Source organism: Mesorhizobium sp. M1328 (genome assembly GCF_040318075.1).
GTDB lineage: Bacteria > Pseudomonadota > Alphaproteobacteria > Rhizobiales > Rhizobiaceae > Mesorhizobium.
In genome coordinates this window covers 121,535-142,560 of sequence record NZ_JAMYLO010000005.1, presented here as the reverse complement: position 1 = coordinate 142,560, position 21,026 = coordinate 121,535, and the positions used below count along the sequence as shown (strand labels likewise).

23 protein-coding genes and 3 pseudogenes are annotated in these 21,026 nt (G+C 61.4%); 10 read left to right on the top strand and 16 right to left on the bottom strand.

What is annotated here, in order from left to right; genetic code table 11:
- The first annotated feature begins 1 nt into the window (after position 1).
- The 3 genes from NKH23_RS13500 to NKH23_RS13490 are packed head-to-tail and all read left to right on the top strand — an operon-like array spanning position 2 to position 2,079.
- Entirely contained in the window at positions 2-631 is a 630-nt protein-coding gene (locus tag NKH23_RS13500; protein ID WP_352643068.1) for a hypothetical protein, read from the top strand.
- Positions 632-647: 16 nt separating this feature from the next.
- Positions 648-1,148: a helix-turn-helix domain-containing protein gene (locus NKH23_RS13495; RefSeq protein WP_352643069.1), complete on the top strand. Its 501-nt coding sequence runs from the start codon at positions 648-650 to the stop codon at positions 1,146-1,148.
- 4 nt (positions 1,149-1,152) lie between these two features.
- Positions 1,153-2,079, top strand: a complete 927-nt coding sequence (locus NKH23_RS13490; RefSeq protein WP_353034853.1) for an ImmA/IrrE family metallo-endopeptidase — start codon at positions 1,153-1,155, stop codon at positions 2,077-2,079.
- Positions 2,080-2,313: 234 nt separating this feature from the next.
- On the opposite strand, the gene NKH23_RS13485 is transcribed toward NKH23_RS13490, so the two are convergent.
- The 13 genes from NKH23_RS13485 to NKH23_RS13420 all read right to left on the bottom strand — a co-directional run bounded on the left by NKH23_RS13485 (position 2,314) and on the right by NKH23_RS13420 (position 15,429).
- On the bottom strand, positions 2,314-2,586 hold the full coding sequence (locus NKH23_RS13485; RefSeq protein ID WP_353034851.1) for a DUF2274 domain-containing protein: 273 nt from the start codon (positions 2,584-2,586) through the stop codon (positions 2,314-2,316).
- An 11-nt stretch (positions 2,587-2,597) separates the two neighbouring features.
- Positions 2,598-3,815 carry a TraB/TrbI/VirB10 family type IV secretion system protein gene (locus NKH23_RS13480; protein WP_353034849.1) on the bottom strand — a complete coding sequence of 406 codons (1,218 nt, stop codon included), beginning with the start codon at positions 3,813-3,815 and terminating at the stop codon, positions 2,598-2,600.
- A gap of 11 nt (positions 3,816-3,826) precedes the next feature.
- The gene (trbG, locus tag NKH23_RS13475) at positions 3,827-4,855 is read right to left on the bottom strand and encodes a P-type conjugative transfer protein TrbG (protein WP_353034847.1); all 1,029 of its coding nucleotides are present in this window, start codon (positions 4,853-4,855) and stop codon (positions 3,827-3,829) included.
- The gene (trbF, locus tag NKH23_RS13470; RefSeq protein ID WP_353034845.1) at positions 4,845-5,576 is read right to left on the bottom strand and encodes a conjugal transfer protein TrbF; all 732 of its coding nucleotides are present in this window, start codon (positions 5,574-5,576) and stop codon (positions 4,845-4,847) included. The genes trbG and trbF overlap by 11 nt, the downstream gene beginning before the upstream one ends.
- Positions 5,577-6,899 (bottom strand): P-type conjugative transfer protein TrbL, encoded by a 1,323-nt coding sequence (trbL, locus tag NKH23_RS13465; protein ID WP_352755449.1) that lies wholly within the window; start codon positions 6,897-6,899, stop codon positions 5,577-5,579.
- 35 nt (positions 6,900-6,934) lie between these two features.
- Positions 6,935-7,660 carry a P-type conjugative transfer protein TrbJ gene (trbJ, locus tag NKH23_RS13460; protein ID WP_352650984.1) on the bottom strand — a complete coding sequence of 242 codons (726 nt, stop codon included), beginning with the start codon at positions 7,658-7,660 and terminating at the stop codon, positions 6,935-6,937.
- Positions 7,657-10,107, bottom strand: a complete 2,451-nt coding sequence (gene trbE, locus NKH23_RS13455) for a conjugal transfer protein TrbE (RefSeq protein WP_353034842.1) — start codon at positions 10,105-10,107, stop codon at positions 7,657-7,659. Before trbE ends, trbJ begins: the two co-directional genes overlap by 4 nt.
- Entirely contained in the window at positions 10,101-10,373 is a 273-nt protein-coding gene (locus tag NKH23_RS13450) for a VirB3 family type IV secretion system protein (RefSeq protein WP_023718722.1), read from the bottom strand. The genes trbE and NKH23_RS13450 overlap by 7 nt, the downstream gene beginning before the upstream one ends.
- Positions 10,373-10,681, bottom strand: coding sequence for a TrbC/VirB2 family type IV secretion system protein (locus NKH23_RS13445; protein WP_023680310.1), 309 nt, complete (start codon positions 10,679-10,681; stop codon positions 10,373-10,375). The genes NKH23_RS13450 and NKH23_RS13445 overlap by 1 nt, the downstream gene beginning before the upstream one ends.
- 11 nt (positions 10,682-10,692) lie before the next feature.
- A complete protein-coding gene (gene trbB, locus NKH23_RS13440; RefSeq protein WP_352449744.1) occupies positions 10,693-11,661 on the bottom strand; it encodes a P-type conjugative transfer ATPase TrbB in 969 nt (322 codons plus the stop codon).
- Positions 11,658-12,071, bottom strand: coding sequence for a CopG family transcriptional regulator (locus NKH23_RS13435; protein WP_031193934.1), 414 nt, complete (start codon positions 12,069-12,071; stop codon positions 11,658-11,660). The genes trbB and NKH23_RS13435 overlap by 4 nt, the downstream gene beginning before the upstream one ends.
- A 120-nt stretch (positions 12,072-12,191) precedes the next feature.
- Positions 12,192-14,219: a conjugal transfer protein TraG gene (locus tag NKH23_RS13430; RefSeq protein WP_353034840.1), complete on the bottom strand. Its 2,028-nt coding sequence runs from the start codon at positions 14,217-14,219 to the stop codon at positions 12,192-12,194.
- Positions 14,220-15,195: 976 nt separating this feature from the next.
- On the bottom strand, positions 15,196-15,429 hold the full coding sequence (locus tag NKH23_RS13420) for a hypothetical protein (RefSeq protein WP_352467844.1): 234 nt from the start codon (positions 15,427-15,429) through the stop codon (positions 15,196-15,198).
- A gap of 68 nt (positions 15,430-15,497) precedes the next feature.
- Here NKH23_RS13420 and NKH23_RS13415 point away from each other — a divergent pair, with 68 nt between their 5' ends.
- Positions 15,498-15,920, top strand: a complete 423-nt coding sequence (locus tag NKH23_RS13415) for a KTSC domain-containing protein (RefSeq protein WP_353034838.1) — start codon at positions 15,498-15,500, stop codon at positions 15,918-15,920.
- A gap of 313 nt (positions 15,921-16,233) precedes the next feature.
- Here NKH23_RS13415 and NKH23_RS13410 read toward each other — a convergent pair whose 3' ends face one another.
- Together NKH23_RS13410 and NKH23_RS13405 are read right to left on the bottom strand one after the other, a co-directional pair.
- On the bottom strand, positions 16,234-16,422 hold the full coding sequence (locus NKH23_RS13410) for a hypothetical protein (protein ID WP_353034836.1): 189 nt from the start codon (positions 16,420-16,422) through the stop codon (positions 16,234-16,236).
- Entirely contained in the window at positions 16,409-16,711 is a 303-nt protein-coding gene (locus NKH23_RS13405) for a hypothetical protein (protein ID WP_353034834.1), read from the bottom strand. Before NKH23_RS13405 ends, NKH23_RS13410 begins: the two co-directional genes overlap by 14 nt.
- Positions 16,712-16,887: 176 nt before the next feature.
- On the opposite strand from NKH23_RS13405, the gene NKH23_RS13400 reads away from it, so the two are divergent.
- Both NKH23_RS13400 and NKH23_RS13395 read left to right on the top strand, forming a co-directional pair.
- Complete coding sequence (locus tag NKH23_RS13400) at positions 16,888-17,241, top strand: hypothetical protein (RefSeq protein ID WP_352456137.1); 354 nt, start codon at positions 16,888-16,890, stop codon at positions 17,239-17,241.
- Between the two features lie 601 nt (positions 17,242-17,842).
- A complete protein-coding gene (locus NKH23_RS13395; RefSeq protein WP_353034832.1) occupies positions 17,843-18,079 on the top strand; it encodes a helix-turn-helix domain-containing protein in 237 nt (78 codons plus the stop codon).
- Positions 18,080-18,137: 58 nt separating this feature from the next.
- On the opposite strand, the pseudogene NKH23_RS34600 reads toward NKH23_RS13395, so the two are convergent.
- Positions 18,138-18,308: pseudogene (locus tag NKH23_RS34600) on the bottom strand (group II intron reverse transcriptase/maturase); the annotation flags it as partial.
- On the opposite strand from NKH23_RS34600, the pseudogene NKH23_RS13390 reads away from it, so the two are divergent.
- The 4 genes and pseudogenes from NKH23_RS13390 to NKH23_RS13375 form a co-directional block, all read left to right on the top strand.
- Positions 18,300-18,464, top strand: a pseudogene (locus NKH23_RS13390) (diguanylate cyclase); the annotation flags it as partial. The pseudogenes NKH23_RS34600 and NKH23_RS13390 sit on opposite strands and share 9 nt — an antisense overlap.
- Before the next feature lie 663 nt (positions 18,465-19,127).
- Positions 19,128-19,412, top strand: a complete 285-nt coding sequence (locus NKH23_RS13385; RefSeq protein WP_023680323.1) for a DUF982 domain-containing protein — start codon at positions 19,128-19,130, stop codon at positions 19,410-19,412.
- Positions 19,413-19,874: 462 nt separating this feature from the next.
- Positions 19,875-20,157: pseudogene (locus NKH23_RS13380) on the top strand (alcohol dehydrogenase catalytic domain-containing protein); the annotation flags it as partial.
- Positions 20,158-20,596: 439 nt separating this feature from the next.
- Complete coding sequence (locus NKH23_RS13375) at positions 20,597-20,875, top strand: hypothetical protein (protein WP_353034830.1); 279 nt, start codon at positions 20,597-20,599, stop codon at positions 20,873-20,875.
- Positions 20,876-21,026: the final 151 nt, after the last annotated feature.

Below are 21,026 nucleotides of genomic sequence, written 5' to 3'. Positions count from 1 at the left end.
CATGTCGGGTAGCCTAATCGGTACCTACGACCTGTTAGACCGCCGGACAGGCAAGTTCACACAATCCCATCTCCTCAGCCCCGCGGATGCCGGCAATGTCGCCGATATAGACGGCTCGTGGCGCCCGCTGATAGAAGCCAGGATTGCCGAACTGAAAGCCGCCGGCCAATACAACCTGCAATTCCTCGGCGATAACGACATCCAGGACGCTCATTGGCGATGGTCCGAGAAAGTCGAGATGTCGTCAAACCGGCTTGACCGGCAGTCGTTCGCGATCGTGGCGGAAGGTGCCACACAGGGCCTGATGCTCGTGACGACCGCAGGTTTTGCCAAAGACTCCTCGCAACGCGGCAAGCCGCTGGTCACGGTAGACCTGCTGGCTACCGCGCCCTGGAACAGACCGCGTTTCGATGCGTCCCCTCGTTTCAAGGGCGTGGGACGCATCATGATGGTCGCCGCGATCAGCTTGAGTGTTCAAGAGGAATTCAGGGGACGGGTAGGCCTGCACGCCTTGCCACAGGCCGAAGCTTGGTATCGAGATGTGGTTGGAATGACCGACCTGGAAATTGACGACACGCGCATGCGCTACTTTGAGATGACCGAAGCACAAGCGCGCGCCTTCCTCACTTAAACGAAAGGAGCAGATGATGGAGATGCTTGTCTCACGCGACTGGCTCCGGCGAAAGATCGAGTCCGATCCGGATACGGACCATGACGCGGGATGGCCGTTGGAAGCCATCGACAATATAGGGATGTTCCTGCCGTCCGAACTTGTGTCGGACGCGGGCAACGTGGTCGAAATGAAGCACGCCTTCGGGGTCTTCATACGACAGTTGAGACGACGCGACCAATTGTCGGTAGAAACCTTGGCCGCAAAGGCACGGGTGGATGCCGCCGAGATCAGGTTGATCGAACGGGACCCCAACTACAAACCCAGGCCGAGGACCGTTCACCAGTTGGCCGAGTTTTTCAGGATGCCGCCACGAGCGCTGATGAAGCTCTCCGGCGCGACGGTTACCAGGGACGAGGCCCTGCAGGAAGAGGCCCAGAAGTTCGCGGCCAAGTCCGATGATCTGTCCAAGCTCAGTAAGCACGAGCAACAGGTCTTGGACAGTTTCGTTAAGTTTCTGGTGCTCGGGCAGAAATGAACCGATGATGGAGGGGACGGTTGGAGCATATGAGGCGGACGACATCCGAGGAATCGTCGACAGGATTCTCCGCGAACTCGGCAATCCCGAACCGCCCCTCCGTCTCCCGGAGGTCCGGCAGTTGCTCGCGCTAGACCTCAAGTACTATAGCTTGTCCAATCCGACGCTCCTGCAGGAAGTCGCGCATAGGATGAAGGTGGCGGGCAAGCAGGTTATCGCCCGTCCGACCATTCTGATCGACGTAATCAAGAAGGCCAACCTCTCCGCCTTATGGATACCCGACGGCAATCGCATCCTGATCGACCAAGAAGTTCCCGACGCGAAAAAACGATGGATCGAGGCCCATGAGGTCGGGCATAGTTTCATTCCCTGGCACAAGGATTTCCTGTTCGGCGACGATCAGTACACGCTCGACCCGAACTGCCACGCGAATGTGGAGGCGGAGGCTAATTTCGCCGCCGCACGCTTGCTGTTCCTTCAGGACCGTTTCGCGGGCGAGGCTCGCGACGTCGAGATCACCTTCAAGTCCATCCAGAATCTGGCCAAGCGCTACGGCAATACGATAACCACCACGCTTTGGCGCACGGTCGAGGAGCGGGATGTCGAAATGCCGGCATTCGGGATGGTCAGCGCCCATCCGCACCACGACGATATCGGCCGCGACCCGAGCGGCAAAGACGTGCGATACTTCATCCGCTCACCCGCGTTCAGGACACGGTTTCCGGGGATCACTCAGGAATTCTGTTGGAACTTTCTCAGGGCCAGTGCCGGCCGGGCCAGAAGAGGTCCGATTTTCGACGGGACTGTCGTGTTGACGGACGCGAACGGAATCCGGCACGAGTTCGCGATCGAATGCTTCTGCAACCACCACGCGATTCTGACCTATGCCGTACACAGGCGCCCGGCGCCGCTGATTATACCGGTTAGGTGATCCTGCTGCGGCACTGATAAGCTCGCCCCGCCAACGTCCGCTGGTGAGGGAACGGCAGCTTCCAGGAATTCAAGCTGCATGAACGAACACCCGATATGCGGCGCAGAGCCGGCATTGGTTCGGGGCAGATCAGCTCGTCTATTGTGCCCTGTGTTTCGGCTTGCCGCCGCAAATTGCTTCAATGCATTTGCCCGCCTAGAAAGGTGCCGCCTCGGACTCACTGGTCGCTGTCACTTATTCGGACCCTGAAATTGGCTGCCGCCGCGATTTCTGTGACTTGTCGACGACAGGGAGCCCTTCCTTTCTGGCCTTGGCAAACGCTCGATCGCTCTCCAGGAACTCCGCCAGCATGAACGGGATCAGTTCCGCTACCGATTCGGACTCGCCATAGGTCTGACGATAAAGCGCCGCATAGTCCTTCAGTGCTTGGTTCAGGTCTGCACTTACGCTTATGGTGATCTTCGAAGGTGTCCGATCCGGAAGTTTGCCGAGTTTCAGATTGGTCATGATGACTCCAGTCAATTCGGGTACGGCCGCAGCACAAGATCCTTGTGCACGATGACGCGCAGTGGCCAACCGGGCCGGATAGTGATGGTGGGTTGGATATTGAGGTTCTTCTCGGTGATGCGCTGGCCAGCTTGACTGACGTTCTGCTGAGCGGATTCGCGGATTGCTTTGACCAGGTCGCTTTCGTCGTCCCCGAGGCTCAGCTCGGTGCCGACCCCTACCAACGTGGCCAGCGCAACGCCTTTGATGAGCTGCCAGGTGTGGAAATCCACCTTGTCCTCAAGCCCGGCATAGCCGGCGGTGTCTGTTGCCGGCAGATTGTCGATTTCGATCGAAGAGCCGTCGGGCAGCAGTATCCGTTGCCAGACCAGCAGCGCGCGCCTTTGTCCAAAGGCAACAACGCTGTCATAGGTGCCAATCAGGCGAGAGCCTTGCGGAATGAGCAAGGTGCTGCCGGTGACTGTGTCCTGCACATTCTCGGTGACCTGTGCGACGACGAGGCCGGGCAAGTCGGAATTGATGCCAGTGATCAGGCTCGCTGCGATGACGCTGCCGGCCATCAGCTGATACGGCGAAGCCGGCGTCTGCAGTGCATGCAGATTGTAGATTCCACTTGTGTTCCGCTGGCTGACAAAATCGAGCTTTCGCTGTTGATTGTTTTGGTCGCCCTCGGCCGGTGCTACGGAAGCTGAATCGCGTGCGGCGTCCGATTGTGGAGCCGTTGCCTCAAAGGGTGGACGCCTGCCCTGCCCGTTGCCGGCGGCATCCGCTTGCCGGGGTCGATTTTCGATCCGGAAGAAGACTTGCGATTCGCGCGCCTCGATCGCCTGCTGTGCAAGGCGCTGCTCCTCCGCCGAAACCTCCTGGCCCGGCGTGATGCCCAGCTGGCGTTGGTGCTCAAGGATGGGGCGGCCGAGGTCGCCGGGCAGCGGTGGTCCAAGCACCGGAGGCTTGGGCTTGATCCCGGAATAGTCCTTAGGCAGCCTTTCAATTGCCTCCGCGGTTGGCTTCCGCTCAGTGTTGTAAAGCTCTTCAGCCTGCTCTTTGATGCGCAGCGCCGGTCCCTGCAGCGCCATCATGGTGACGCCTAGAACGGTCCCGGAACCAACAGCAGCAATGGCGACAATAATGCTGCGCTTGAAGCGCACAGCGCGGCGAGGCGAGGCCCGCAGTTGCAGCTGTTCTGGATCGAGTTTCGGTGGAGCATCGGAGCGGGAAGTATCCGTCATGGGCGGGTCCCTCACCTGCTGGAACGCGAAAAGAGCAATATCCGCCGCGGCGCTTGCCTGCCGTCGGTCCTCGTGATGCGCACCACCTGCTGCTGCTTGGCGCCGAGGCGCAGTTCGGCCGCGGCGAAGAGGCGATCGACGATGTAATAGTTGCCCCGTATGCGGTAGTTGACGAGCTGGTTGTCCCCGTCAGCACCGACGATGAAGAGCGGCGGGGCCTCGCCCTGATCGATGCGGCGCGGGAACTCGATGTAGACCTTGCTGCCATCATCGAACGCGCGCGTCGGCCTCCACGGCGGCATGTCGCCGGTAATCGAATAGCGGAAGCGAATGTTTTCGAGAGCCACATTCGACGCCACTGGCATAGCAGCCTCGGCCTGCGCATTGCGCCGGCGTAGCGCGATGATCTGGTCCTCGCTGTAGGTCCAGGAGATTGCCGCCATGGCGGTCTTATCCGTGCTTTGAAGCTGCAGGTGATAGCTTCGCCGGTCCGTGGTGATGACCAGATTGGTGGCAAGTCCTGGCGCGAAGGGCTTCACCAGCACATGGGTGCGCTGGTCATCGCCGGAGCCACTGACGGTGTCGCCAATTACCCAGCGCACTGTATCGCCGGCCGACACGGATTGGAGTTTCTCGCCTGACTGCAGAGCGATATCGCTGACGCGCTCCGGTGCGGCATAGAGCTGGTAGAGCGCGCCTTCGGCAAAGGGGTAAACCTGCACCGCATTCACATAGCCATATTTGGTGGGTTGCTGCGTCGCCGCCTTGTTGGCATCGGCGACACGTTCTTCAGGCGAGCGCCTGTCTTCAGCAGCCTTGCCCGGCTCGGGCTGCAACTGGCCGGGCAGCGGCAGCGGTTTCGGCACTTCCACGACCTTGACGGGCTTCTCCGGCGCCTTCTCAATCGCGGCCGGCTTGAAGTCAGCATGGTCATAGGAAATCTGAGGTGGCGGCACCGGCTTCGAGGCACAGGCGGAAATGACCGCAGCCGACGCAGACAGGATCAGCGCAGTGCGGAGCGACGAGAGTCTATTTATCATTGGCGGGCTCCTTTGGGGGAACGGAAGTTTGCGCGGCACTGTCGAGCTCGCGCGACCAGTCGATGGCGTTGATGAAGACGCCGAGCGGGTTTTTGCGCAGCTGATCGGCATTGTTCGGCGGCCGGTTCACAATGGTGAGGATCCCGGTCCAACGCGTTGTGCTGGCGAGGCTGCCGCGCTCAAAGACCTGCTCGGTCCATTTGACTTGATAGGAGCTGTCGGACGCTCGAACCACGCTCGTCACCTGCACCGAGACGCTGCGCGTGCCGATCTTGCCGAACGGGTCGTTGGCCTTAGCGTACTCGTTGAGAAAGAGGGCTCCGCGGTCGGTGGCAAAGTCGTAGGCCGAGAGCCAATTCTGCCGCACCAGCACCGCATCGGTGGAAACAGAGCGGACATTCTGGATGAAGCGGCCGAGATGCCAGGCGATCTGGGCATCGGTGGGCTCGTAGTCCCGGACTGCTGGAGCGACGGCGCGCGCCTCGCCGAAACGATCAACCTCGACGACATAGGGCACGACGCGGCCCTGCATCGACTGCCACAAGAGTCCACCAGAGAGCCCGGTGGCCAGAGCGAGGCAGCCAAAGGCCATCAGGCGCCAGTTCCTTGCCTGCACGCGCGCAGTGCCGATGCGCTCGTCCCAAAGTTGGGCGGCCTTCTGGTATGGTGTGACGGGGTGGGGCGTCTTCCCGTAACGCTGAACAGGTCGCTTGAAGAGCATCTAGTCTTCCTTATCGTTGAGAGAGGGGTTGGCGCCGCTTCCACCCCGATCGCCATCGCGGACGGCCTGCGTGGCGGCGTGGCGATGGGCGCGCGCGGTCTGTTCGGAACGCAAGCGCCTCGCCCACGCCGGCGCGGCATTGGCACCTGACGCGGCAGGGTTTCCGGTCATTGATGCGGTCGGCGTGCCGCCCGTCGCGGTCCAGGCGGCATCGCGGCCGGCATCGGCGCTGCGCCGGAATGGTTCTGTTGCAGATCGCATTCCCCGAATCGCGGCGCCGCCAGCTGCGCCGGCAACGCCCTGCAGTCCAGCAGCTACGCCGGAGAGGCCGGACTCGGGCGATGTTGCACGCCTCATCTGCCAAGCTGTGGAAGCAGCCGATCCCATGGCCGTGCCGGCTCGAACGGCGGCGAGACCGCCGCCGGTTGCCATGCGCGCGCCGGCAAGCGCCGCACCTCCGGCAACGAGCGTTGATCCGGCGGCCGCCGCGGTGGTTCCGAGTGCGGCTCCCGCGCCAAGCTGCGGCGCGCCGGAAACAAGACCCGAGGCAATTCCCGGCCCGAAAATGCCGAGCCCAAGCAGCGCCAACGCGCCCAGTACCTGTGACATGGCCGCGGCCAAGTCCGGCTCCTTGCCTTGCAGCGCGGAAGCGAACTCGCCAAAGAGCGTGGAGCCGATGCCGACGATGACAGCAAGCACCATCACCTTAATGCCCGACGAGATCACATTGCCGAGCACGCGCTCGGCCAGAAACGCCGAGCGGTTCCAGAGCGCGAAAGGCACCAGAACAAAACCGGCCAATGTGGTGAGTTTGAACTCCAGGATGGTGATGAAGAGCTGAATTGAAAGAATGAAGAAGGCGATGAGGACCAGGAACCAGGCGAGAAGCAGCACGAAGATGGTCAGCGCGTTGCCAAAGATCTCGGGGAAGCCGACTAGCTGGCTCGCTTGATTGAGCAGCGGCCAGGCGCCCTCGAAGCCGGCCGCGGCAATGCGGCCTGGCCGCAGGAGACTGTCGGCCGACAGATTGCCGGCCGATGCGTTGATGCCGAGCCCGGCAAAGGAATGGTAGATGATGTCGGCGAGGTTCTTAAAATTGTTCAGGATGAAGGCGAAGGCGCCGACATAGAGCACTTTTCGGACAAGCCGGCCAAGAACATTGGGCTCGCCGCCGAACGCCCAGACCAGGCCTGCCAGCGTGATGTCGATGCCGATCAGGATGGTGGTGAGAAAGGCGACGTCGCCCGAAAGCAGACCGAACCCGCTATCAATATAGCGGGTAAAAGTCTCCATGAAGCGATCAATGACGCCGAGGTCATTCATGTCGCCGCCTTCCTCGTTGTCTGAAGAACTGCTGATCAGTTGCCGGGATAGGCCGTACCGGTGCCCAGGAAACGCTTCGTCGTCTCGCGGGCAGCTTCCTCGGACTGCGCCCTGCGGGCAGCATCTTCGGCTTCAGCCCGGAACTGGGTCGCGAGCAGCGTCTGGATCTGGATCTGCTGCTTGGTCGAAAGCGCGATCAGCTGATTGGTGGCCTGGCTTGCCTCAAGGGCACCTGCCGCGCCCTGACTGCGGTTGACGAGATCGGTAAGCAGGTCGCCGTCGGCCCGCACGTTCTCCACGATCTGCGACTGCGCGCTCATGGTTTGGCGGAACGCCTGCATGGCGTTTTGCCAGCGCTCGCGCGCGGCGCTCGCCACATCGCTGACCTCGATTGTGGCGTCGTAGCTTTCCGGATATTGCACACGCCACTGGTTCTGAAGCTTGTCGAGATCGAAGCTCAGGCCGCTGGCCTGGGTCATCAGGCCGTCGATCCGTTGGAGCGAACCTGTGAGCTGGCCCACGGAAGAAAAATCCAGGCGCTGAAGGTTGCGCGCCATGTTCTGCAGCATGGTCGCCTGGTTCTGAAGCGACTGGATCTGGTTGTTTATCTGCTCCAGGGAACGTGCCGCTGTCAGCACGTTCTGCGCATAATTCGAGGGATCGAACACGATTAGGGCGTGGGCCGGCTGGACGTAGTCGGCCATCGGTTTTGCGATCAGGGAAACGGTGATCAGGCTGGTGAGAAGGCGGCGCCGCATCATGACGATTGCTCCTTGTCTGGTTGAGGGAATTGCTGGAGAAGTTCGGCAGCCCAATCGAGGCCGCGCGCACTCAGGAACCGGGAGGCAAAGCTGTCCTGCCCGTGCTCTGACAGGACGCTGTCGATCAAAGCTTGCGTGGCCGGATCAGAGGCGCCGCAGAGCGCAAGAGCGATCGGGCCGAGCCCGAGCTCGAAGAGGCGGTTGCCGCGGCGCGACTGCAGATAATACTGGCGCTTCGGTGTGGCACGGGCGACCAATTCGATCTGCCGCTCGTTCAGGCCGAAGCGCTCATAGGCTGCCCGCGCCTGCGGTTCCACGGCACGGTCATTGGGAAGAAAAATGCGCTGTGGGCAGCTCTCGATGATCGCCGGCGCGATCGACGAGCCAGCGATGTCTGCAAGTGACTGCGTGGCGAAAATGACGGAGACGTTCTTCTTTCGCAGCACCTTCAGCCATTCACGGATGCGGGCGGCAAAGAGAGGGTTGTCGAGATAGACCCACGCCTCGTCGAGCATCAGCAGGGTCGGCCGTCCGTCGAACCGCTCCTCGAGACGATGGAACAGATAGGTGAGCACCGGGAGCACAGCGCCTTGGCTGTGCATCAGCTCTTCGGTCTCGAAACACTGCACATCCGACAAAGCCAGCCGATCTTCATCGGCATCGAGCAGCCGCCCGAACGGGCCATCGAGCGTGTACGGCATCAACGCGGATTTCAGCGCATTGGACTGAAGCAGGACCGACAGTCCAGTGAGCGTGCGTTCCTGCGCCGGCGCGGTGGCAAGGCTGGTCAGGGCCGACCAGATCGCCTCCTTCACCTCCGGCGTTACGGTGACATTCTCATGGGCGATGAGGCCGGCGATCCATTCGGCTGCCCAGCTGCGGACAGCCTGGTCATTGATATTGCTCAGTGGCTGGAAGGCAAGCGCACCGTCCGCACCAAGCCCATGGTGCTCTCCACCCATGGCGAGTGTCGCCGCGCGGGCCGAGTTGCCCTTGTCGAAGACATAAACCTGTGCGCCGGCATAGCGGCGGAACTGCAGAGCGACGAGGGCAAGCAGAACCGACTTGCCGGCACCGGTCGGACCAACGATCAGCATGTGACCGACATCGTCGACATGGGTGGAAAGCCGAAACGGGGTGGACCCGCTGGTCTCGGCAACAAGAAGCGACGGTGCTTCGATCCGGGTGACTTTCGCGAGATGCTCGTTTGTCGCCGGACCGGCCCACGCCGACGACAGCGGCATGACATGGGCAAGATTCAGCGTGTGAACGAGCGGCTGGCGAACGTTAGCGTAGACATGACCGGGCAACGAGCCGAGCCACGCCTCGACCGCATTGATGCTTTCACGGATCGTGGTGAAGCCGAGCCCATTGACTATGCGCTCAACCGCTCGGAGCTTTTCCGCGGCGGCCTGCCGGTCCTGGTCCCATACCGTCACCGTTGTGGTGAGATAGCCGAAGCCGACGTGATCGCCGCCCAATGCCTGAAGGGCGGCATCCGCATCGAGCGCCTTGTTGTCGGCGTCACTATCGACGAGGGGGACGGGTTCGTTGGTCACGACCTCGCGCAGGATGGCTGCGATCGATTTGCGCTTGGCAAACCACTGACGGCGCAACCGGGTCAGTGTCTTTGTGGCTTCCGTCTTGTCGAGCGGGATGAAGCGCGTCATCCAGCGGTAGGCGAAATCCTGATGGTTGAGCGCGTCGAGGATCCCTGGCCGGGTGACGTTCGGGAAACCAAGGATGGTGAGGGTGCACAGATGCTGCTCACCCAGCATCGGCTCCAGGCCGCCGGTAAGCGGCGCGTCAACCAGAACACCGTCGAGATACATTGGCGTTTCCGGCATGGCGACCGGATGGCGGTAGGTCGAGATTGTGCCGTGCAGATAGGTTAGCGTCTCGGCATCATCGAGGGCGCGCACTTCCGGCATGAAGCCGGACAGCAAATCCAGGACGCGGTCGGTCCCGTCGCGAAACCACGCCAGCTCCTGGCGCCAGTCTCTAGCCCCTCCCGAGTGATGCGAGTCGACCAGTGCGCTTTCCGCCCGCGCCTGGCCATCTGGCGCCGGCATGAAGACCAAGGTCAGATGATAGCGACTCTCGAAGTGCGCGACCTTGCCCTCGAAGGCCGCGCGCCGTTCCTCATCGACCAGCCATGAGGCAGCATCGGGAAAAGCCGAGCTCGGATAGCCCAGCGCTTCAACGCGCTCGGCCTCGAAAAACAACCCCCATCCGGAGCCCAACCTTCGTAGCGCATTGTTGGCTCGTGCGCAGATGCCGACCAACTCGGCTTCGGTCGCGCTTTCAAGGTCGGGGCCACGGAACCGGAAGGTTCGCTGGAAGCTACTGTCTTTATTGAGCACGATGCCGGGCGCGACCAAAGCGGCCCAGGGCAGATGGTCGGCAAGCCGATCGGCTTTGCCGCGATACTCCGAAAGGTTCAGCATGCAAGCCACCCCTTCAGGCGAAGATGACGGACAAGCACGCTGGCGAAGTCCGGATCGCGGCGAGCGGCAAAGACCGCGAGGGTGTGGCCGGTGATCCAGAGCGCCAGTCCGGCGATCCACTGCTGCAGGCCAAGGCCTATTGCCGCGGCCACCGTGCCGTTGAGGATCGCCACCGCTCGCGGCGCGCCGCCCAGCAGGATCGTCTCAGTCAATGCCCTGTGAACGGGGACTTCGAAACCCTCGATATGCTGCTCTCCGGTGGCCATCAGACGAGTGCCCCGCCGCCGAAGGAGAAGAAGGAGAGAAAGAAGCTCGATGCCGCGAAGGCGATCGACAGGCCGAAGACAATCTGGATCAGCCGGCGAAAACCGCCTGCCGTGTCACCGAAAGCAAGGGTCAGGCCGGTGGTGATGATGATGATCACCGCGACGATCTTGGCGACCGGTCCCTGCACCGACTCAAGGATCTGCTGCAGCGGCTGTTCCCAAGGCATGCCGGAGCCCGCTGCGTGGGCCGGGACGGTGAGAAGAAACGCGAGCGCGGTGGACGAAAGGAAGCGAAGCTTCTTGAGCATGAGGTGACCTTTCAAAACTGCTGGAGTTGCGGAAGCGTGAGCGGGGTGACGGCGTAATCACCGCTGCTGTCGAGACCGGTGACCTCAGCGATCGCGTCAATGCGGCGCGAGGATCCGCGCCCAGCGATGAAGACGATCAGATCTACCGCATCAGCGATGAGGCGGCGGGGAACGGTGACGACGGCTTCCTGGGCGAGCTGCTCGATACGGTAGAGAGCGGAACGCGCCGAATTGGCGTGAACCGTCGCGATGCCGCCGGGATGCCCGGTGTTCCATGCCTTCAGCATGTCCAGGGCTTCCGCGCCCCTGACTTCGCCCACGATAATGCGGTCGGGTCTGAGCCGCAGGGTCGAGCGCACGAGATCGGCGAGCGTGACCGACCCCCGCCTCGTCCTCAAGGCAACGCAATCCTTCGCCGCGCATTGCAGTTCGCGCGTGTCCTCGATCAGGATCACCCGCTCGTCGCAATCGGCGACTTGTGCCAGCAGCGCATTGGCAAGTGTTGTCTTGCCCGACGACGTGCCGCCGGCGACCAGGATGTTGCGCCGCTCACGGACCGCCTTCTTCAGCGCATCGGCCTGCAGCGGCAGCATGACCCGGTCGGCGACATAGTCGGCCAACGTGTAGAGTTTCGCCGCAGGCGTTCGGATGGCGAAGCATGGCCCCAGCACGACAGGCGGCAGCAGACCCTCGAAGCGCTCGCCCGATGGCAATTCGGCGCTGACAATCGGATTGTCAGCATGCGCCTCGGCGCGCACGTGGGAGGCGACCAGGCGGATGATGCGTTCGGCCTCAGAAGGATGCATGTGCACGCCGGTGTCGACCCGGCCTTCACCCAACCGGTCGAGCCGCAGCGCACCGTCGGGATTGACCATCACCTCAATGACGGTCGGATCGGCAAGGGCTTCGGTGATCGCCGGACCCATGGCGGTGCGCAGCATGACGCGGCGGCGATGGTCGGCTTCCGGATGAGAACTCATCCTTCCCCTCCCGTGCGATCGTCGGTGCCAAGTGACCGTTTCCCGGAAGCGATTTGGCGGCCGACCTGTTCGACGAATTTGTCGAAGCGCTCCTGGGCAATCGCTTGCGTGGCCCTGTCCGGCACCGGCGTGTGAGCATGAAGCGTGATCGAAAAGCGGATGAAGAGCGCCAGGCTCTCCAGGATCATCTCGACATCGCGCCTGACATGTCCGAGGTCGCGGGAAAGACGGTCGAGCCTCTTGCCGTAGCGCTGGTCGAGTTCATTCTCCCCACGCCGCTCGATAAAGGTCTCGACCGCGTGCGCCACAATGGCCGATTTGGTGGTCGATGGATTGCGGCTGAGGTTCTCCAGCTTCTCGCTCAACTCGGGTTCAAGCAAAAACTGGTGACGAATGCGGTGGGGCTTCATGCTGCTCGTTCCCTCTGACCGGCGCTGATGCACCGGCGACGGGAACGAGCATCGTCGAGATCCTCGAAATCGCTTACGGCCGTTATCTACGCTGAGATGCGCCCGCGTATGGCGCGCCGTTCAGAAGCCGGGCACGATGTCCTTGTCGTCGCCCATTCCCTCATTGAGGCCGTACGCACGTGCCGCGGTGGAAATCCGATCCATGACGCGCTTGTCGGCGAGCGTCTCGCAGTCATCGTCTGCGGGCGTGAACAGATCGCCCTGATCAGGCTCCTGGGCGACGAGGGTCCGTTCTTCGCGCAGGCCCGGATGGCGCTGCTGCTGGACACCTCCGTCTTCGATTGCCGCGCCGGCACTGTCGTCATCGCCAGCAAGACGCCGATCCACGCCGCGCACCTGTCCGCTCCAATCGTCCGGGCGCGACGTGGGCCGATCCGCGTAGGCACCGTCGCGCAGCACCGGCGAAGGCAGCACTCGCTTCGTGAAATTCGGATCCTGGTAATAACGCAACTTCTTGGCGCGAATCGGCGGCAATCCCGAAACCAGGATTAGTTCGTCAGCCTGCGGCAACTGCATCACCTCACCCGGCGTCAGCAGGGGGCGAGCGGTCTCTTGGCGGCTTACCATGACGTGGGACAACCAGGGCGCCAACCGATGGCCGGCATAGTTACGCATCGATCTGAGTTCTGTCGCGGTACCGAGCGCGTCCGAGATGCGTTTGGCCGTGCGCTCGTCATTTGAGGAAAAGGCAATCCGCACATGGCAATTGTCGAGAATGGCGTTGTTCTCGCCATAGGCCTTGGAGATTTGGTTCAATGATTGCGCGATCAGATAAGCGCGGATGCCATAGCCTGCCATGAAGGCGAGCGCAGTCTCGAAGAAGTCGAGCCGACCGAGCGCCGGGAATTCATCCAGCATCATCAGGAGCTGATGCTTGCGGCTCTTCTTTGGATCGCCCTCCAGGCGCTCGGTCAGCCGCCGGCCGATTTGATTGAGCACCAATCGCACCAGGGGCTTAGTGCGCGAGATATCCGACGGCGGCACGACCAGATACAGCGACATCGGTCGCTCGGCATCCACAAGGTCGGCAATGCGCCAGTCGCAGGCCGATGTTGCCGCGGCCACCGTTGGATCACGATAGAGCCCGAGAAACGACATGGCGGTCGAGAGAACGCCTGAGCGCTCGTTCTCTGACTTGTTCAGCACCTCACGAGCCGCCGAGGCCACGACCGGATGGACCTGAGGCTTGTCCACCGTGCCGAGGTGGTTTGTGGTCATCATCCGCTGCAGTGTCGCAGCGAATGAGCGTTGCGGGTCCGACAGGAAGGTGGCGACACGGGCGAGTGTCTTTTCCTCTTCGGCGTAGAGCACGTGCAAGATGGCGCCAACTAGAAGTGAATGACTGGTCTTCTCCCAATGGTTCCGCCGCTCCAGCGCGCCTTCCGGATCGACGAGAATGTCGGCGATGTTCTGAACGTCGCGGACCTCATCTGGACCTTTGCGCACTTCCAGCAGCGGGTTGTACCGCGCCGATCTCGGATCGGTCGGATTGAACAAGAGACAGTGCGAGAACTTCGACCTCCAGCCAGAGGTCAGCTGCCAGTTCTCGCCTTTGATGTCGTGAATGACGGCCGAGCCGGTCCAGGAAAGAAGGGTTGGAACAACGAGTCCGACGCCCTTGCCCGAACGTGTCGGCGCAAAGGCCATGACGTGTTCCGGTCCGTCATGGCGCAGATAGCGATAATTCAGTCCGCCAAGGAAAACGCCGGCCGGCTGAAACAGCCCCGCCTTCTCGATTTCCAGCTTCATGGCCCATCGTGAGGACCCATAGGTGGTGACCAACCCCCGCTGCCGTGCGCGCCAGAGGGACCCAGCTATCGCGGCGGCACAGCCCAGGAACCCACTGGCTCCGGCAAGTATGCCAGCCTTGTCAAAGACCTCAGGCGCATAGGCGTCAAATTGGAACCACCATTCGAACAGTTTCCACGGCTGGTAGATTGGCCAGCCGACTGTCACAAACCATGGCGCGCCGAGTGGCGGCTGATAGGAGAGCATGTGGGCGCACCATTGGGTTGCAGTCCACACGCCAAGAATGACAATTGCGAATACGACAGCGATCTGCCCAATCAGCAACTTCGTGGGTGTCAATGGCTTGCTCCGCTCTTCTGGCCAGACGGACCAAACATCGCGCCGAGCGATGAGAATTCGAACGGCCGCTACGTGCGACTAGGTGCGATGACAAGGTTGATAGGCATTGTTCAGCTGCGAACAGCGAAAATCCCCCGCAGCAACCGATCGGCGGTGCCAGGTACGCGGTTTGGTCGCAGAAGATGTTGGGGCTTCAGGCGCGGGCACATTGAAGATGTGCTGACAGACAAACCTTTGGAGCCGACGCGTTTGTGCGAGTAGCGAGCTGAAGGGCTCGGCGAGAAGTCGTCGTTCTCAATCGGACGACGGGGGGATACATCGGCGAAGACGGCATAAGGGAGGATGGGCCAGACCGAGCCGACGGAATGGGCGTAGCCAAGGCCTTGGAGCGCATAGCGCCTGGCCGGGAGGCCGCCGCCCGTCAGACTTACGCGGCGCGTCGTTGAGCGAGGTGGAGACCCGAACGGGCTCGACGAGGGTCCACGGCGGTCACAATGTTGTGGTGGTGATCGCAGTAGACGCGATCCGGCGAAGTTGGCCCAGCACAAAAACGATAACCGCCGGGTACAGAAGCGTCTTCGCTCACCGGGAAGCGGCACTGATAGAGGCCTAGCTGAATGAGGGGGACATCTCTCGAAGTTGGTCTGATATTTTCAGGCATGATGGTTTCCTAGTTCGTAGCAATTTACCAGCTGACGGCCGCAGTGCGACCGTCGGGGGACGAGCTTCTCTCGTTTTGGAGGGCTATGGGTCACCATATGGTGTTGGTAGCACCATCAATGAAGCCCTACGCCCTGCTTCTGAAGCCAATAGTTTGCGACTTAAGGCCACACGCGCGAACGCATTAGCAATCTACCATCGTGTCCCCGAGGCACTCGCCCGCCGCGGTTTGCCGGCGGCGGGGTGGCACTGGCTTGTGGGGCCCTAGGCCCACTCGCGGCGCTCGCACTCGATCTCGGTGCGGGTTTCCCTTGTCTCATCGCCCTGTCAGCGCCTTGCAAATGAGCGAAACCAAGCTGTCGCGCGCTCGCTCGTGGAGTGCGCCTTTCGGCCGCCATGCAAGGAAATCATCAACGCTCATCCAATCAGCCGGGTTTGTGTCGGCGTCTGGCTGGCTGAATTCCACATACAGATGCAGTTCGTCCGGCACGAAGACGACCCTCCACAATCCTTTGATGTCATTGGCAAGGTTGTAGGCGAGGACGGTCATAGCGGGGCACTCCTTTCGCCGTGGAGCGTGCCTATCTCACGGGAAAATTCCATCACCAGAAGTTAGTATTGACGCTCGCGCTTTCTCAGAAATCCAACGTCCACGTGATGCCGAAAGGTGCAGCTAGCTTTTTGTGCATCTCGATGGAACACGGGATCGCCGCGAAAGTTCGGTGCACGCAGCGAATCCTCCCCCTCCAGGTCTTGCTGCAGATCGGTATGCCGATCGGCCCGCGCTCCCCGCAAGGCGCGGGCCCTGGGGCTGTGGTGCTCATGCCATCTACTTCGATCCGCAAGATGGAATATGATCGGGATAGAAGAACCCTCTCGGTGTGGTTCGTCGCCAGCCGTAAACGGTACGAGTTTGAGGGGGTACCGCCGGAAACCTTCGCCGCGTTCCGGGCCGCGTTCGCCAAGGGCCGCTATTTCAACGACCACATCCGCAACAATTTCCGCTACCGTCTGGTTGCGAGCGATAGCGACCCGGGATGACCTGACCTGCCGGCGGCTCAATCGTCCTGTCGCTCCAACCGGCGGTTGGTGGACGCGTTGCCGCTGTTGCGCTTAGGGTTGGTTACGGTCCGCGCTCACCTGGCAAGCCCACCCCCCCGCATCCCCCCGCCTGGTGCAAAGCGTTTGATCGGTCCCGCCGTTCTGGCAGTGCGGCGGGACTTTTTTGCGGTCCAGGTGGAGCATCGGCGCGCGGGGAAGGCGCGGTGCACGCAGCACCTTTTCTCATCCAACGTACGCGGTGGCGCGCTGAAGGGTCTCGACGTCGGTCTGCCGCCGGAGCTCAACTAGCTGACTATTGCTCGACCGGAAGCGGCTCGTGCTGCGGCTCAGCGTGGTGGAAGACCTGTCCAAGATCGCGCGCGTCGAACGTTTGGCCGCAGACTGGGCAGTAGAGCAAGTGCTTCGACTCGTCCTCTACCGGCCCGTCATGCGGCCTGCCCTCATAGCCGGTCGCGATGTTGTCGGTTCTAATCCGGGGCAACGACAAGTGCCTTTCGTCGGTTTGGCGGCCTATATTTCTCTACCGACCGGACCTTGTCACGGTCGACCGTGACCAGCGGCCCGAGGTCGATCGTCACGGTGTCCTTGTCGATGCGCGTGACCTCGCCTTTCAGGTCGATTTGCTGGCCTCGGTTCACCTTGGTGTGGTCGATGATGGAATGTGGGAAGTCGTAACCTGGGATAGAGACGCTTACGCGGTCCTCTGTTATCCGCCTTCGAACCGTGGCAGTAATCGCCACCTGGTCACCAATGCCTATTCCCCGAGCCATGCCACGGATTCTGGTGCGGGCAGTGTCCTCTTCAAGAGGCTTCTAATATACGCCCGCCATCGTAAGGCTGACCTACGACCAGAGTTACAAAAGTTGAACTTCATCGGGGAACACTCCTTCTATCTGCCTGTTGGATTTGCCAGGTGCATCCCGCGCATTCAGACAGGAGAAAGAAGATGAAACGCATCCTTTTGGCTTCGGCCGTGCTGGCGGTGTCGGCCGGGCTTTCCTTTGCCCAGACGACGAGCGGAACTTCGAGCGGAACCTCGACGAGCGGAACCTCGACCACGACAACCATGCCCAGTACGACGGATCAGGGCACCGGCACGACGAGCAGCGGCACCAACATGTCCGGCGATCAGGGCACCGACACGACCACCACCAGCGGCACCACGAATCCGAACTCGGCCAGGGACTGCGCGCCCGGCCAGCAGACTGGCAGCGCTCAGCAGGCGGCGCCTGGTCAGCAGGACACGACAGCCAACACCGCCGCGCCGGGCCAGGTGAAAAAGACCGACGAAGGTTGCTGATTGGCACATCGGCTCAGGTTGGAATCACCAGCGTGTGGCTGGCCAGTCTCCCCCGACCACCGCCTGAACTCAACTCGGCTGGCGAGCAAGTTCCCGCCAGCTCAACGTTCTGGTGCTGAAAATACTGGACCAGATCTATGCGTTCTCACCGTGGCGCCAGCGAAGCGACGACACCGGGGCGGGACAGGCGAGGCCGCTACAGCTCCAGGCTTGTCTTCCCGGTGCGCACGGCGTCGACGACTTCGCTCATCGAGTCGAGGACGAGCTGGCCGACGATCCGCATGCGGATCAGCAACTCAGGGTCGATCGAGGGACGGCCGATCGGGCAGGCCGCACCCTAATACCCAAGCGGAAAGGCCACGCCCACGCCTGGACACGGCCAGTATATAGCGGCGGGCTGCTTGCCAAATGAGCTCTAGTGATGTCGAGCGCCCGCTGCGCCGATATGAGCGTGGAGGCCACGAACAGGCGTATCAAAGGTCTGGCCTGATCGCGCCGGTTGATGATGCGGATAAAGGCCTGGTGGCCAGGCATCAGCGGCTCGGCCGCCGCCACGATCTCGGCCTGCCGCCACTTGTAGAATGGCGCCAGATACTAGCGGATGGCCTTGAGCGTAGCGTCATGCTGGAGCGCCAACGGATCGGGATCGATGCCGCCAAAAGGCGACAAGACCAAGTACCCAGGACGGAAGCCAACAGCGATGGGGAAGCGCGACAAGATCGTGAAGTTGGATGCCGAGGGCATGACCAGAACAGCGATAGCCAAAGGACTGGGGGTCAGTGAGCGGAGCGTTTATCGGGCGCTTCAGGGGACCGGTGAGCGGATAGGTGACCACTAGGACTATGAGGGGAATTAGGCCCCACCAGACTATGAAACGCTCCTCTCCCAAGCTGACCCGCGCTCTTCCGTATCTTGACCCTCAGCTTCAGACGCCTGTCGAGGAAGTGTTCGACGCTGGCCATCACCCGTGCGCCCGCACGCTCGCTGCGAACATAGAGGCAGTCGTCGGCGTAGCGAACGAAGCAGTGCTTGCGTCGCTCCAGTTCCTTGTCGAGTTCGTCCAGCATTCCGACTTTGAAACATGGCTGATTTCCACACAGTCGCGGCGGGGCAAGACCGGCTTTTAAGCGTTTGAGACGGATCTCATGGATGGTCGCTGGCTCTGGATGACGGAAACGGATCAAAACGACGGCTGGATGCTCTGCATAGCCAACGAGATCACAATCTGCGGCTTCGGAAGCGAGGCTAGTCTCCATGACGTCAGGGCACGCCGCCGCTTCCGGTCTGCCAGCCTGGCGCATGTGTCAACAGTTCCGAGCCGAAGCACTGCACCGCCCTCCCAGCCAAAGAAAGTTGGCTCGCCCGACTGGCAGAAGAAGACCTCGATGCTTCGCGCCTTCGCGGGGCCGTCAGCCAGACCATCGCCGGTGGGCCGCCGAAGGAACGTGGCATCCTTGCCGCGCTGCGCCGATCCCGCTGCCGGAGCCGATCTCCAGGTCAAGATCTGATGCGACATCTGCTCGATACAAACCGCCTCGGAGCCCCTGCTCTAAAGGACGGCCCAACGAAACGACCATAATCTTTTCATCTCCTCCCTCACAGCCGTCGAATTCGTCGCGGTGTGCTTGAGAAGCCGTCGGCAAGCGGCGTGACGAGCTCGAAAAATAGTTCGCGGCGTCGGACGGTGCACAGATGCTTTTTGCCGGCCGGGTCCTGTTGTACGACGAGAGGATGGTCCGGCTAGGCAAAGTGCCGGGCCCAAGGAGAGCCAGCTCAGCCTCAATCGCATCGGCCAGCGATTCTTTGAATTCGCGGTAATCCACATTCATGCAACCACTGCCCTTGTCTTCGCGTTTAGCTGCGTTCAATCGTGGGGAGCGACAAGAATGCGGGCCTTCAGTCCAATTACAATCTGCCTCAATCGCAACCTGACGGTGGTCGCGTCCATAGCCGACGCAATGAAGGTGCTTCAGCAACCATGGCCTAGAATGGGAAAGCCGGGGCGGCTCAACGCGATCCGAATGGTCGAGGAGTCCCTCGCCGGGCATTGCAGCCAGCAAGCTGCGCTCGAGGCCTTCAAGGCGGCCGCGGCTGAACAGGGACTCCTTAGAACAAGAGGGACCACCGCAGGTCTGGGGAAAATTGCGCGGATGGTTGAAGATCTGATGTGAGGTCATGCCGGCCTCGCTAACACTGAAGAGCCGCCCCACTTGAAGCCGAAATACTGCCTTCTCCCGCGGCAGCCGAAACGCCTCAAAACGGGCTATTAGCCTGGACGTGAGAAGGCCCTGGCTGCACAGTCTAAATGAGATCGACTGGTCGTCGTAGGGCCCGTCGAAGTCAACGGGCTGGACCAAGCGTGTCAAAGACACGACTGGCGAAGAGATCGTGCCCAGCAGAGCGTGAGGGATCGCGATGCCAAGACCGATGCCGTCGAGCCGAGACACTCGCGGTCGAAGAGACCACGGAGAATCATCTGCTCATCAAGCCCAGTTCTCCGCGCAATCCTGATCGCGATTTTTGATAAGGTGCAGCCGCACTGTTTGGCCAGCGCAGAAATTCACCGTCGGATAAGCGGGTCCTGGCTGTCCCGGACGCGAAGACAGCCGAGCGTCCGTGCGAAGCGCCGCGAGATTTTTGAACAAAAGCGCGAGCTCTCTACGCTTGCCGAGGGCTTCAGGCGGAAAGCGTCTCCTGGCGATATCCGCTGCGATGAAGTCGCCGACCCGAAGGTTCTTCATCCGACTGACCCATCATCCAGCTCTCGGCGACCTGCATTTGCGGCTCGGACCTGTGGCCGTATAGGGGGATCCAGAATGTCGAAGCCCCATGCACATGGGTCAAGAATACTGCGGCATCGTCATCGAGGTCGGCAGCGAAATCAGGACGGTTCGTCCCGGCCAGTTCGCTGGCGGAGAGTTGGCTTTCGAGTTTGCTGAGGCCGAGTGACGGCGCAAGCCATTGCCAGAACTTGAGTTTCTGAAGTTCGCTCTGCACTGGGGTCATACACCTTGATATGGTCTTATGTCCTTAGTCCTAGGACAGAGGACACACCGTATGAATGGGATGAGAAGTCAGGATATCGTGGTGCTTCTGAAGCTCGTGAGCTTGCAGGAGCAGGAGGGGCAAGTTGGCTCCGGGGAGCTTCATTGGAGCTTCTCGGGCGAGGCCCCGTACTCAGTTCGCGGCCTGGAATCGCTACTCGGGATAAGCAAAACGAGATTGACGCTTCCATCAAGCGAAGCCTCTCGTCGGGACTCGCCATCAAAGATCGAGATACGGGCCGAGCCAATCCCCATCGCCGCAATCTACACAATTTTATCGTCCACGGACTGAAATTTGTGTTCCCCGCAAGGTGGGCGGCATCACGCGCGGCATGCCGACGGCCTTTGCCGCGCCAATGCTAAAAGGACTGCTGATAAGCGGCGGTGAGTACATCCACATCTGGCCGTTTGCGGAAGGCCGGGATATGGGGCAATCGATCGAGCCCTTGTTCAAGAGCGTGCCTGAAGCTGTTCCGAAAAATGACCGGCTGGACGAATATCTTGCGCTTGTCGATGCGATCCGGCTCGGAAACCAGCGGGAGGTGGGCCTTGCCGGTGAGCGGCTTTCTGAAAGGCTTCTGAAGAAATGACTACCATCAGAGGCCAGCTGCTCCACATGCTACAGATAGTAGCCGAGGCGCTGGGAAGCGACTTTCGGGAGCGTCTGATATTTGTGGGCGGATGCACGACCGCTCTTTTCATTACCGACGAAGTCACGCTTGGGGATGTCAGGGCGATGGA

Bases quoted from the DNA above. Each gene is read 5' to 3' on its own strand.
- NKH23_RS13500 (WP_352643068.1), top strand. From the start codon at position 2: ATGTCGGGTAGCCTAATCGGTACCTACGACCTGTTAGACCGCCGGACA.
- NKH23_RS13495 (WP_352643069.1), top strand. From the start codon at position 648: ATGGAGATGCTTGTCTCACGCGACTGGCTCCGGCGAAAGATCGAGTCC.
- NKH23_RS13490 (WP_353034853.1), top strand. From the start codon at position 1,153: ATGATGGAGGGGACGGTTGGAGCATATGAGGCGGACGACATCCGAGGA.
- NKH23_RS13485 (WP_353034851.1), bottom strand. From the start codon at position 2,586: ATGACCAATCTGAAACTCGGCAAACTTCCGGATCGGACACCTTCGAAG.
- NKH23_RS13480 (WP_353034849.1), bottom strand. From the start codon at position 3,815: ATGACGGATACTTCCCGCTCCGATGCTCCACCGAAACTCGATCCAGAA.
- trbG (WP_353034847.1), bottom strand. From the start codon at position 4,855: ATGATAAATAGACTCTCGTCGCTCCGCACTGCGCTGATCCTGTCTGCG.
- trbF (WP_353034845.1), bottom strand. From the start codon at position 5,576: ATGCTCTTCAAGCGACCTGTTCAGCGTTACGGGAAGACGCCCCACCCC.
- trbL (WP_352755449.1), bottom strand. From the start codon at position 6,899: ATGAATGACCTCGGCGTCATTGATCGCTTCATGGAGACTTTTACCCGC.
- trbJ (WP_352650984.1), bottom strand. From the start codon at position 7,660: ATGATGCGGCGCCGCCTTCTCACCAGCCTGATCACCGTTTCCCTGATC.
- trbE (WP_353034842.1), bottom strand. From the start codon at position 10,107: ATGCTGAACCTTTCGGAGTATCGCGGCAAAGCCGATCGGCTTGCCGAC.
- NKH23_RS13450 (WP_023718722.1), bottom strand. From the start codon at position 10,373: ATGGCCACCGGAGAGCAGCATATCGAGGGTTTCGAAGTCCCCGTTCAC.
- NKH23_RS13445 (WP_023680310.1), bottom strand. From the start codon at position 10,681: ATGCTCAAGAAGCTTCGCTTCCTTTCGTCCACCGCGCTCGCGTTTCTT.
- trbB (WP_352449744.1), bottom strand. From the start codon at position 11,661: ATGAGTTCTCATCCGGAAGCCGACCATCGCCGCCGCGTCATGCTGCGC.
- NKH23_RS13435 (WP_031193934.1), bottom strand. From the start codon at position 12,071: ATGAAGCCCCACCGCATTCGTCACCAGTTTTTGCTTGAACCCGAGTTG.
- NKH23_RS13420 (WP_352467844.1), bottom strand. From the start codon at position 15,429: ATGACCGTCCTCGCCTACAACCTTGCCAATGACATCAAAGGATTGTGG.
- NKH23_RS13405 (WP_353034834.1), bottom strand. From the start codon at position 16,711: ATGGCTCGGGGAATAGGCATTGGTGACCAGGTGGCGATTACTGCCACG.
- NKH23_RS13400 (WP_352456137.1), top strand. From the start codon at position 16,888: ATGAAACGCATCCTTTTGGCTTCGGCCGTGCTGGCGGTGTCGGCCGGG.
- NKH23_RS13395 (WP_353034832.1), top strand. From the start codon at position 17,843: ATGGCCTTGAGCGTAGCGTCATGCTGGAGCGCCAACGGATCGGGATCG.
- NKH23_RS13385 (WP_023680323.1), top strand. From the start codon at position 19,128: ATGCGGGCCTTCAGTCCAATTACAATCTGCCTCAATCGCAACCTGACG.